Below are 10641 nucleotides of genomic sequence, written 5' to 3' on the forward strand. Positions count from 1 at the left end.
CGCCCGCGAGGCCGCGCCCAAAGAAAAGACGGGCAGCGTGATGGGGCTGCTGGGAACGATGTCGGCCATTGGCACGGCGCTGGGGCCCGCGCTGGGCGGCATGCTGGTGGCCGGGGTGGGCTGGCCGTCGATCTTCCTCATCAATCTGCCGTTGGGGGCGCTGGCGTTCGGGCTGGCGTGGTTTCACCTTCCGCCGGATCATCGGGCGACGGCAACGCCCCGCGCGCGCTTCGATTCACTGGGGTCGTTGCTGCTGGCCGCAAGCATCGCCGCGTATGCGCTGGCGATGACCCGGGCCGGAAGCGGTTTTGACTGGATAAGCGGGGCGCTATTGGCGGTTGCCGTGGTGGCGGCCGCGGCCTTCGTGCAGTCGCAGGCCCGCTCGGCATCGCCGCTGATCGGGCTGGCGCTGTTTCGCCGCCCCGTGCTGAGCGCGGGCGTGGCGGCGAACGGGCTGGTTTCCACGGTCATGATGACGACGCTGGTCGTCGGGCCGTTCTACCTTGCAGGCGGCTTGGGGTTGAACGCGGCGCAGGTGGGGCTTGCGATGTCTTGCGGCCCGATCGTGGCCGCGCTGGCGGGCGTGCCGGCGGGCCGAGCCGTCGACCGCTACGGCGCCCAGCGCGTGATGGGGGCGGCGTTGATTGCCATGGCCGTGGGGGCAATCGGTCTGTCGCTGGCGCCCGTGGCGTTCGGCGCGGTGGGTTACGTGGCGCCGTTGGTGGTGATCACCGCTGGCTACGCCCTGTTCCAGGCCGCGAACAGCAGCGCGGTCATGACGGAGGCCGGCGCTGCGCAACGCGGCGCGCTCTCGGGCCTGCTGAACCTGTCGCGCAATCTGGGATTCATCACCGGGGCGTCGCTGATGGGGGCGGTGTTCGCCTGGGCGTCGGGGGCGGGCGACTTGCGGGTGGCGCCGCCCGCCGCGCTGGCGACGGGCATGAGCTGGACGTATGGCCTGGCGGCGGCGTTGCTGTTGCTGGCGTTGGCCATTGCAGCGGTGGGGCGGAATCGAAGCGGGCCTGCGACGGCCTGACCCGCGCGAATCCGCCCGCAGCGCGGCCCGCTACTCTGCCTTCAAGCCCGCCTGGACGATCAGCGGCTGCCACTTCAGCCGTTCGCTGCGCGAAAACGCGGTCAGCTCCGCAGGCGTGCCGCCACCGGGCTCATGGCCCAGTTCCAACAGGCGCTGCCGCACCTCGGGACGCGCCAGGATGGCCGCCAGTTCGGCGTTCAAGCGCTGCACGATGGCGGGCGGGGTGCCCTTGGGGGCGTACAGGCCATTCCACGCGATGACCTGAAAGCCGGGCAGGCCCTGCTCGGCGATCGATTTCACGCCGGGCAACAACGCGGATTCCTTCAACGATGTCACGGCCAGCGCCCGCAGCTTGCCGCTGGTGATGAACGACCGTGCGGCGCTGACGGTGTCGATGCCGATCTGCACCTGTCCGCCCATGAGGTCGGTGGTGGCGGTGGCCGACCCCTTGTACGGAATGCCGCGCATGCTGTTGACGCCTTGCTGCTTGAGCAGTTCGAAGACAAGCCGGGCGGTGGTGCTGGGCATGCCGACGTTGATGCTGTCGGCCTTGGCTTTCCTGGCGTCCCGCAGGTCGGCCAGATTGGCGTACGGGGATCCCGGCGGCGTCAGCAGCACCATCGGAAAGGAACTGACCAGCATCACCGGTTCGAAGTCGCGGTCAGGGTCGAAGGCCGTGGACGAATACATGTATTCGTTCAGCACGTGCGTGCCGTTGGTTCCCATCAACAACGTGTAGCCGTCGGGCGCCGCGCGCGCCGCTTCCGAGGCGCCGATGTTGCCGCCCGCGCCGGGGCGGTTTTCCACGATAAGAGGTTGCCCCAGGGCCCGGGCCAGATACTCGGCCAGATAGCGGCCGGCGACATCGGTGCCTTGGCCGGCCTGATAGGGGACGATCAATTTGATGGGTTTGGAGGGATAGGCGTCGGCGGCCGCGGCGGGTTGTGTGAATAGCAGGGATGCCGCTAGCGCGGCCATCAGGCGTATGGTCTTCATGGTGGTCTCCTGGATTTTCTTATTGGGTAGCGGTGGGGGGTTGCTACGGCGTCGAAGAAGGCCCTCGCGGCAAGACGCCTTGATCCCGCAGCGCCGCGATCTGGGTGTCGTCGAGGCCGGCCTCCCGGAGGACCTCGTCGGTGTGCTGTGCATAGGCAGGGGGCAGCCGGCGCACGCGCACGGGCGCGTCGGACAGCCGCGTGGCGGCGCCGATGCCGTGATAGCCGTCGCGGTCGATGCGCATGCCGCGATGCGTCGAATGCGCCTGCTCGAAGGCCTCGGGCACGCTGTGGACCGGTCCCGCAGGGACGCCCAGCTGCATCAGGTCTCGGCAGACGGCATCGCGCGCGTGGCGGGCAAGCGCCGTGTCGAGGGCGGCGCGCAAGGCGTCGCGGTGTTCAAGCCGTTGGCGGTTGGTCGCGAAGCGGGCGTCCTCCAGCAACGGCGCAAGCCCGATGTATTCGCAGAACTTGCGAAATTGGCGGTCGTTCACGATGCCCAGGAAGATCTCGCCGTCGCGGCAGGCGAAGCGGTCGTACGGCGCGATGTTGGGGTGCGCGCTGCCCAACAGCCCCGGCGCGCGCTGCGTGTGCATCCAGTTGGCCGCGTGTGGCACCAACAGGCTGAGCGCGGTGTCGAATAGCGTGGCGTCCACGCGCTGGCCCCGGCCGGTGCGCGCGCGGTGATACAGGGCCAACAGGATGCCCGCTTGCGCGGTGTAGCCCGTCAGGTGGTCGACGATGGGGACGCCGATGCGGGTCGGGCCGCTGGCCGGGTCGCCGTTCACGCTCATCAGCCCGCACATGGCTTGCAGGATGGCGTCGTAGCCGGGCAGGCCGCCCAGCGGGCCGTCGGCGCCGAATCCCGAGATCGCGCAGTAGATCAATTGAGGAAAGCGCGGCTTGAGGTCCGTCTCGTAGTCCAGCCCCCACCTGGCCATCGTGCCCGGAATGAAGTTCTCGACCAGGATGTCGGCATCTTCCAGCAGCCGCAACAGCACGTCGCGGCCCCCGGCCAGGGACAGGTCGAGTCCGATCGCGCGCTTGCCCCGGTTGACGGCAGTGAAGTAGGCGGCGTCGCCACCCGCGTTCACGGCCGGGCCCAGCGTGCGGGTCTCGTCGCCGCCGGGCGGCTCGACCTTGATCACGTCCGCGCCCTGGTCGGCCAGCATCTGGGTACATAGCGGCCCCGCCAGCACCCTGGACAGATCGATCACCCGGACGCCCGCCAGCGCGCCGCCGGCGCGGGCGTGGGGGGCATCCGGGGCGTTTGCAGCATGCTCCGATGAACCAGACATCATTGACCTCGATTTGGTCGTGTCCGACGCGTTATCCGCGGGTGGGCAATTCAACCACGCCTGAACCCAGCACGGACAGCTCGTCGTCCTGGTTGCGGGCTTCTTGTTCGATCTCGACCAGATGGCGGCCGTCTTCGACGTACTTGCGCTTGACGCGGCCCTTGAAGAACAGCATGTCGCCCTCGGGGTTGTGGCGGCGGATCTTGCACGTGGACTTGCGCAGGAAGCCCGCGTCGCCCATCCAGTTGGTCAGGTGATGCGTCAGCCACGAATTTCGCTCCGGGCCATAGTCGTACGCGCCCGGCGCGCCCACTTCCAGCGCGAATTCCTCTTCCCAGTGCACGCGTTCCGGCACATCGGGGATGCCGAAGCGGTTGGTGATGCCCACGCCGGGATGCGCGTCGATCAGCTGCCACGCCAGCTTGTTGGCGCGGATGTACAGGCCGCCCCAGCCTTGCGCGTAGGCAATGAAGCCGGTCACCGTCATGGGGCCCTTGAACATCACGGGCAGGTCTTGGCCTTCCTTCACGTCTTCCCAGTAACGCGGCGTGGCGCCGCGCACTTCTTCCTGCGCGTACAGCTTGTAGGCTTCTTTGATTTCCTCGGGGCTGTAGCGGCGGGGCTCGCGGGCGCGCACTTCCTTGTACTTGCTGCCCTGTTCGCGGGCGTGGTCGCGTTCCGTGCGGAAGCACCAGCTGTCGGCCTCGGCGACTTTGTCGCCTTCCTGGTTGAAGAAGTCCACGTGATAGATCTGCTGCACCGCGCGGCCGGCGAATCGGGTCTGGTGTTCGATCAGGTTCTTCAAATGCGCTTCGGTCGAGATGACGTCGTTGCGCTTGACGGCCTGGTGCCACGTCCAGTCGGCGCCCGACCACATGGCGTGCACGCCGGGCAGCCCGCCCACGTAGCCCGACACGATGCGGCTGGTTGAAAACAGGAAGCTGGGCAGCGCGATGATGCCGCCGTGCTGCGTCTTGGCCGCGTATTCCGGGTCGCACCACAACGGGTTGTCGTCGCCGATGCCATGGGCGTAGTGGCGGATGTTGTCGCGCGTGGCCTCGTAGCACCACGGCTCGGCGGTGACGCCGATCTTGACGCCGATCCGCGCGCGGAGTTCGTCCAGGCCGCGCTCGGTGATGGTCGGGAAGCTTCTTTCGGTCTTGGTCTTGGTCAGCATGATGTCTCCTGGGGGGATGGGTCAGACGTGCGCGGCGGGCGCGGCGTTTTCGGTTGAAGCGGGGGCGTCGGCAAGCTCTTGCTCGCGCAGTTTCCGGCGGTGGATCTTGCCTGCGGGCGTCTTCGGCAGTTCGGGTACGAACACCACCTGACGCGGATACTCGTGCTGCGCCAATTGGCTTCGCACGGTGTTCTGGATCTCTTCGATGAAGGCGTCGTCGCCGGGCCTGGCCGACACCACGAAGGCCTTGACGACCTGGCCGCGCAAGGCGTCGGGCACACCGATGGCGGCCGCCTCGGTCACGTCGCGATGCTTCAGGATGGCGTCTTCGATTTCGACGGCGCTCATCGTCCAGCCGGCCGAAATAATGACGTCATCGGCACGGCCGCCGTGCCAGAAATAGCCGTCCTCGTCGATGCGCCCCAGGTCCTTGGTGGCAACCCAGGCGTCGCGGCGCCACAACTTCAATTCGCCCGTCACGCCGGGCGGGCAGGGCGCGCCGTTGGCATCCTGCACTTCGACCCGCAGGCCGGGCACGGGCTTGCCCAGCGAACCGGGCTTGACCGTGAAGTCCGGCGCGCCCGGATAGTTCACCAGGCAAACCCCAATTTCGGTGGTGCCGTACATGCTGCAGACGGGTTGCCCGAAAGTGGCCTGCACAAAGGCGGAGGTTTCACTGTCGATGGGTTCGCCGGTAAAGGACACCTTTTGCAGCTGATAGCGGTATTGGTCCGCCACGCCGGCGTTGCGCATCATGCGGTAGTGGGTGGCCGCCGCCGAGATGTTGTTGAAGCCGTGTTCCTGCAAGGCCTGCAGCAGGCGTTCGGCATTGAATTTTCCTGCGTAGGCGCCGATGGTGACGCCCAGGGCCAGCGGCGCAAGCGTGCCGTGCCACAGGCCGTGGCCCCAGGCCGGGGACGACGGGCACATGAAGCGGTCGCCCGGTCGCACGCCGGTGCCGTACAGCGCGGCCATCATCAGCGTGACTAGCGCGCGGTGGGTGTGCTTGACCGCGTCCGGCAGTTCGCGGGTGGTGCCGGACGTGTACTGGAAGATGGCCAGGTCGTCGGCCTGCGTCGTGCATTCGTACCGGGGCGGGAAGGCCGCCAGGGTGTCAAGGAAATCGCCGTCCGCGATGACGACGCGCATGTCGTCGTGTCCGCCCGCCAGCGGCGCTTTCTCGGCATTCGTCACCAGCATGCGGGGCTTGCAGTCCTGCACGCGCAGCCGGATGCCATCGGGACCGAACAGCGTAAAGAGCGGCACCGCGATCGCGCCGCGCTTCATCGCGCCGAACATCGCCACGTAGAAGGCCAGCGACGGTTCCAGCATCACCGCGACCCGGTCGCCGGGCTGGACGCCCTGAGCGGCCAGGTAATGCGCGAAGCGCGACGAGGCATCGGAAATCTGCTTGAAGCCGTAGGACTCGCTGCCGCCGGCCGCGCGCACCAGGATGACGGCCGGCTGGTCCCGGCCGGCATGGCGGTCGATGCATTCGTGGGCGATGTTCATCTGCCGGCGGTCGCCGTCGAACAGCGCCCAGAGCATGTCCGGCGTGCAGAGCGCCTGGGCGTCCGCGTAAGAAGTGGCCTGTGTCAGCGTCGTCATGTCGTCGTGCCTGTGAGGGGTCCGCAATCTGTTGAAGCGATATTGCGCGCCACGCTAGAAATTGTCAATGACGCTCATGAATTGTATATAGACAATTACAAGGAAACAGATCGGGGCCGCATCGGCGCCGCGAGGGCCGGCGCGCAAGGTATGCTTGCCGCAATAAAAACGGAGAGTCAGATGAGTCAGTCCAGTTCCCAGGAACCTTCCGCGGCCGCGGGGCCACGCGTTCGCCCGGTGCCGGCCGTCACGCGGTCGATCGCCATTCTGCGATTGCTGGGCCGTGGCGGCGCGCCGATGACCTTGAAGGCGATTTCTCAGGAATTGGAGATGGTGACCAGCACCTGCCTGCACATTCTTCGGGTATTGGTGGAAGAGGGGCTGGTGAAGGTGGATGCCGGCACCAAGCGCTACAGCCTGGGCGTGGGCATGCTGACGCTGGCGCGCAGCGTGATCGAAAGCAGCCCCTTCCCGACGCTGGTGCAGCCCGTGCTGGACAAGCTGTCCAGCGCGGCCAATGTCACGGCGATCGGCGTGGAAGTGGCGGGTGCCGACCACATGGTGGTTCTTGCCTTGTCGCGTTCCACGGCGCCGTTCCGATTGCACGTGGATGTGGGCAGCCGCTTCCCCGCGCTGATCAGCGCGACGGGCCGCCTGGTGGCCGCCTTCTCGGATCTGACCGACAAGGAGCTGGAACGCCGATTCAAGGCGCTGCGATGGGACCAGGCGCCTGAATTCGCCGCCTGGAAAGCCGATGTGGATGCGGTGCGCCGGGACGGCTACAGCATGGATCGGAACAACTACATCAACGGCGTGGTCGTGATCGCGGTGCCGGTGCTGAACAGCCAGAACCGCATGACGCATTCGCTGGTTGCGGCAGGGCTCGCCGAACAGCTGGACGACGCCCGTGCCCACGCATTAGCCAAGGACCTGCAGGCCGAAGCGCATACGCTGTCGCAACTGCTGTCGGCCCGAAGCTGACCCGACGCACGCGGCGCTTCGGTGCCGTCCGGCCCGTCCGGCCGCTACACCATCGACATGCCGCTACGCCTGGCCGTGCGGACGTCTCGCCACAGCGTCGTGCACAAGAGCGCGAGGATGGCCGCGGAAATCAACGGCCAGATCAGAAAATAAGCGGTCAACCACATATCAATCTCCTTGTTGTGATGGGGCGTGGATCAGCGCGCGGCGCTGTTCGCGGTGAGCGGGCCGGACGGCGCAGTGCGCGCCGCCCCATCCGGTTCATGGTGGAACGCGGTGACACGATGAGCCAGCAGGCCGAAATCGAACCGTTCCTGGTTGTGCAGGCTCAGCGCCACGCATACCGTGGCGCTGACGCCGTAGGCGGTCAGCGAAGCCAGCAGCACGATGTACTCGCGCAGGCTGCCGATGAAGGCGGGTAGCATCACCGCCACGCCAATCGTGCCCACCGTGATGGCAACGGTGCGGCCCAGGAAGCCGAACGCCATCAACCCCAGCACCACGCCGCCGCCGATGGCCGCGCAGATTTCAAAGAAGACGGCGACCACGCCCGTGATGGGCAGCCACTCGAAGCGCACGATCGAGAACAGCGCCACGGCGGACAGCACCGAGCAGACAAAGGCGCGGTTGTTCACGCGGTCCCAATAGAAGCTGGCGATGACCGGAAAGACGATGGCGCCCCATAGCGCGCCCACGAACACCAGCATGACCAGGATGTCCAGGCGCAGGCTGGCGAAGACCACGCCAATCATCGTGGCGATGATCATGGTGGCCCGGCCCCACCACAACATGCGTTGCGGATTCGGGCGTCCGCGCGCCACGTTCTTGGCGTAGACGTCCGTCATGACGATGGCGGACAGTGCCGCCAGATCGGAGTCGGCGGTGGAAGACAGCGAGCCCACGACCAGCAGGAAGAACAGGGCGATGCCGAACGGCGGCAAGTAGGTGGACGCCATTTGCGGGATGATGTTGTTCAGGTCGCCGTTGGCCGGCTCCAACCCGACAAACAAGGCCAGCAGGCCCAGCATGCCCAGCCCGATCACGACGGCGCCGTAGCCCACCGTGGCTGTCAGGAAGGTGGGTTTGATCAGGTCTTCGCGTACCGCGAACAGGCGTTGCGCGATGGTCTGGTTGCCAATGGCATACGCCAGCACGGCCACGAAGTACGGCGCGCCTTGCTCCAGGATGGCCTTGGTGGAATAGAAGTCAGCCTGCTCGCTATTCAAGCGCCACATGTTGGCTTGCAGCATGTCCGGGCCGCCCGCGTTGAAGAAGATCAGCGGGATGATGATGACCGCGGCGATGATCATCGCCGCCAGCTGCGCGAAGTCGGTCATGACCGATGTGCGAAAGCCCGACCACAAGGTGTAGGACAGCACGCCCAGCCCGGCGATCAGCACGCCCTGGATGAACGTAAGCGGGCTCAGGATCGAGACCAGCGCGCCCGCGGCCGTGAAATTCACCATCAGGCTGATGCAGCTGCCCACGATGTTCGATACCGCCATGATCATCTGGCTGGAGGTGCCGTGGCGGGCGTGGATGACTTCGGCCAGCGTGTGGGCCTTGGGCGCCAGCTGCCTGAAGCGCTTGCCGAAGGGGTAGATGAAGAGAATCATCAGGGCGCCCCAGAATCCGTAGTGCAGCGGGCCGGACAGTCCGTACTTGTAGCCGGAGGTGGCGCTGGCGTAGAAGGAGGCGGCCCAGATCCAGGTGGCGATCATGCTGGCGGTCGACAAGCCGAAGCCCACCGCGTTGTTCGACACCATGTAGCCGTCGACGTTCTCGTTTTTTTCGCCGATGAATAGCGACATCAGGAACGTCGCGCCGTAGAAGCCGGCCAGCAACAGGATGGCGGTGGTCGCCGATAACTGGAAGAACGCAGTCTCTTGCATCTTGGGGGTCCTTACTCCTCGACAGCCTTGTCCGGGCCTGGCGGCCGGGGCTGCATGAGTGCCATTTCCGCGGGTTGCGATGGGCGGCAAGCGTTCCCATGGCGCAGGCGAAACACCAATGGACCGCGGGCTTTCGTTGTGGTTTCGAGCGCGCGGTCGCGTGCCTGCCCAGCCGGGCAAGGGATGGTGGCCCGGGTCGGACAAACACAAGACACACCGTATTGGTGCCTTGCTGCGGCATAGGACCGGAGCGTCGCGAACATGGCTGTTCGGTGACGCGCGTGCGGCTCAATGCGGTGAGCAATGGTCCTGCTGGGTAAGCAGGTTTTTGTTCCGCAACCGCTGGCTTTCGGCCAGGCGGCTGGGTGGTGGTGTTTCGGCGCTGGCGCCGGGCCGCTGTGCGCGGCCATGTGACGGGTGCCCTCGATGACGGAGCATCGGCGGGGTCCGGTGATGAATTACAACATCTGTTAAGTATAGGGGTAGACGGGGACAGCGTCTACCCTTCGTGCCGAGAAAAGCGGGGTGAAAATGTAAGTTGCGAGCCTTTGCTCGCGGTTCACCCCGGCCGGGAGTCGGCTTAAAACCCTTCTTTTGGCACGTGGATGCGGCCTTCCATCAGCACGCGCGCGCTGCGGCTCATGATGGCTTTGGTGACTTTCCATTCGCCATCCACTCGTTGTGCCTGGGCGCCGACGCGCAGTGTGCCGGAGGGGTGGCCGAAGTTGACGCTGTCGCGTTCGGTGCCGCCAGCGGCCAGGTTCACGAGCGTGCCGGGAATGGCCGCCGCCGTGCCGATGGCCACGGAAGCGGTCCCCATCATCGCGTGGTGCAGCTTGCCCATGGACAGCGCGCGCACCAGCACGTCGATGTCGCCCGCGCCAATCTGCTTGCCGCTGGACGACACGTAGGCCTTGGGGCGCGCCACGAAGGCGACCTTGGGCGTGTGCTGGCGGCTGGCGGCCTCTTCAACCTTGGTGATCAGGCCCATGCGCAGGGCGCCGTGCGCGCGAATGGTCTCGAAGCGCGCCAGCGCGGCGGCGTCGCTATTGATGTCGTCCTGCAGTTCGGTGCCGGTGTAGCCCAGGGCTTCGGCATCCAGGAAGATCGTCGGAATACCCGAATTGATCATCGTGGCCTTGAAGGTGCCCACGCCGGGCACGTCCAGGTCGTCGACCAGGTTGCCGGTGGGGAACATCGAGCCGCCGTCGCCTTCTTCGGCGGGGTCCATGAATTCCAGCCGCAGTTCGGCGGCGGGGAAGGTCACGCCGTCCAGCTCGAAGTCGCCGGTCTCTTGCACCGCGCCGCCGGTCATCGGCACGTGCGCGATGATGGTCTTCTTGATGTTGGCTTGCCAGATGCGCACGACGGCGATGCCGTCGGCGGGCACGCGGGCCGGGTCGACGAGGCCGTTGGTGATGGCGAACGGGCCGACGGCGGCGGACAGGTTGCCGCAGTTGCCGCTCCAGTCCACAAAGGGCTGGTCGATGGAGACCTGGCCGAACAGATAGTCCACGTCATGGTCAGGCTGGGTGCTCTTGCCGACGATGACGGTCTTGCTGGTGCTGGACGTGGCGGCCCCCATGCCGTCGATCTGCTTGCCATAGGGGTCCGGGCTGCCGATCACGCGCATCAGCAGTGCGTCGCGGGGGGG

At 66.6% G+C, this 10641-nt stretch carries 9 protein-coding genes; 2 read left to right on the forward strand and 7 right to left on the reverse strand.

Annotated features, from left to right (window positions below; translation table 11 throughout):
* The coding region (locus ACE039_RS26830; RefSeq protein ID WP_485823818.1) for an MFS transporter at positions 1–1036 on the forward strand (1036 nt) is incomplete at its 5' end.
* Between the two features lie 30 nt (positions 1037–1066).
* Here the strand turns inward: ACE039_RS26830 and ACE039_RS26835 are convergent.
* Genes ACE039_RS26835 through ACE039_RS26850 form a run of 4 tightly spaced genes read right to left on the reverse strand, consistent with a single transcriptional unit; the run spans position 1067 to position 6114 of the window.
* Positions 1067–2032, reverse strand: coding sequence for a Bug family tripartite tricarboxylate transporter substrate binding protein (locus ACE039_RS26835; RefSeq protein ID WP_485823819.1), 966 nt, complete (start codon positions 2030–2032; stop codon positions 1067–1069).
* A gap of 43 nt (positions 2033–2075) precedes the next feature.
* Entirely contained in the window at positions 2076–3332 is a 1257-nt protein-coding gene (locus tag ACE039_RS26840) for a CaiB/BaiF CoA transferase family protein (RefSeq protein ID WP_485823820.1), read from the reverse strand.
* Positions 3333–3360: 28 nt separating this feature from the next.
* Positions 3361–4506 (reverse strand): FAS1-like dehydratase domain-containing protein, encoded by a 1146-nt coding sequence (locus tag ACE039_RS26845; protein ID WP_448708973.1) that lies wholly within the window; start codon positions 4504–4506, stop codon positions 3361–3363.
* A gap of 21 nt (positions 4507–4527) precedes the next feature.
* Positions 4528–6114: an acetate--CoA ligase gene (locus ACE039_RS26850; RefSeq protein ID WP_485823821.1), complete on the reverse strand. Its 1587-nt coding sequence runs from the start codon at positions 6112–6114 to the stop codon at positions 4528–4530.
* Between the two features lie 180 nt (positions 6115–6294).
* Here ACE039_RS26850 and ACE039_RS26855 point away from each other — a divergent pair, with 180 nt between their 5' ends.
* Positions 6295–7095: an IclR family transcriptional regulator gene (locus ACE039_RS26855; RefSeq protein WP_313457453.1), complete on the forward strand. Its 801-nt coding sequence runs from the start codon at positions 6295–6297 to the stop codon at positions 7093–7095.
* Positions 7096–7139: 44 nt separating this feature from the next.
* Here ACE039_RS26855 and ACE039_RS26860 read toward each other — a convergent pair whose 3' ends face one another.
* From ACE039_RS26860 to prpF, 3 genes are all read right to left on the reverse strand, one after another.
* Entirely contained in the window at positions 7140–7262 is a 123-nt protein-coding gene (locus ACE039_RS26860) for a putative transporter small subunit (protein WP_448708971.1), read from the reverse strand.
* Between the two features lie 30 nt (positions 7263–7292).
* Positions 7293–8987: a sodium:solute symporter family protein gene (locus ACE039_RS26865; protein ID WP_485823822.1), complete on the reverse strand. Its 1695-nt coding sequence runs from the start codon at positions 8985–8987 to the stop codon at positions 7293–7295.
* Positions 8988–9567: 580 nt separating this feature from the next.
* Positions 9568–10641, reverse strand: a 1074-nt coding sequence (gene prpF / locus ACE039_RS26870; protein WP_485823823.1) for a 2-methylaconitate cis-trans isomerase PrpF, incomplete at its 5' end; no start/stop codon positions are given.

This window comes from Achromobacter maghribensis (assembly GCF_057334215.1).